A 1,088-nucleotide genomic window follows, 5' to 3' on the forward strand; every position below is an offset into this window, starting at 1 on the left:
CGGGGCGCCTTCGACGTGTTTCGGCAGCGGTTCGATGTTGAGGGCGCGGCAGATGTCCTTGGCGCGCATCCCGTCTGGCGTGGTGCGCAGCACGCCGAGGATCTGCTGATAGGCGGAACTGGTCACGGTGGGGTCGTCGGCGGTGAACTCGTCCGCGGCGAATGTCTGCAGGGTGCTGCGCGTGGTCGCGAGGTCGGCCAACTCGCCGTCGAGGAGGGTGAGTTCGTCGGTCAGGGCGCTGATCTGCGCGTGCAACTGCCCGGCTCGGTGCGTTGCTGCGACTTCCCGGTCGGTGATCAGTCCGAGGATCGTCTCGAGATGCATGCCGTTCACCGGTGTCGCCAGGTCGGGGTGCTGGTTCCGGTCAACCGGCGGACCATGTTCGCCATCGACGCCCACAGCGTCCTTGACACCGATGATTCGGGCCGGGCCTCGTATTCGCGGACCAGACGGCGGTGCAACATCAGCGTGCCGTTGACCTGCTCAACGATCCACCTTTTCTTGACCGGTATGAACCCGGGCCGGGCGTCGGATCGTTTAACGGCCTCGACATCGATGCCCAGGACCGCGCCGTGCAGTGCGAAATCCTGCTTGAACCCGGCATCGACCCAGGCGTGGGTGACGGTCGGGGTGTGCTCGGCGACCTTGTCGAGCAGCCGGATCCCGATCGCGTTGTCGGTGACCGACGCCGCGGTCACGACCACCGCGATGATCAGGCCCAGCGCGTCCACCGCCAGGCCGCGTTTACGGCCGGGGACTTTCTTACCAGCGTCTTTGCCGGTCGTCGCCGCAGGCACATGATTCGCGGCGCGGATCGACTGGGTATCCACCGCGACCGCGCTGGGATCCTCGGCCCGGCCGGCTCTCTCCCGCGTCTGACAGCGCAGCAGGTCATGGATCGTCTGGTCGGTGCCGTCGTCACGCCACAAGCCGAAGTAGTAGTACGTCACCGGCTTCTGCGGCAAGTCGTGCGGCAGATACGCCCACTGACACCCGGTCCGGTTCTGATACAAGATCGCGTTCACGATCTCCCGCAGATCCTGCTCGCCCAGCCGACCCGCGACCGAGACACGCCTCGCCCTCCAGGC

The 1,088-nt window shown here is 66.5% G+C and carries 2 protein-coding genes; both read right to left on the reverse strand.

All coding sequences use genetic code 11. The annotated features are described in order from the left end of the window. Nucleotides 1-324, reverse strand: a 324-nt coding sequence (locus DMB66_RS59930; RefSeq protein WP_125812702.1) for a hypothetical protein, incomplete at its 3' end; no start/stop codon positions are given. 5 nt (nt 325-329) lie between these two features. Continuing rightward, on the reverse strand, nt 330-1,088 hold a 759-nt coding region (locus DMB66_RS59935; RefSeq protein ID WP_125812703.1), incomplete at its 5' end, for an IS5 family transposase.

It is taken from the genome of Actinoplanes sp. ATCC 53533, from assembly GCF_003947245.1.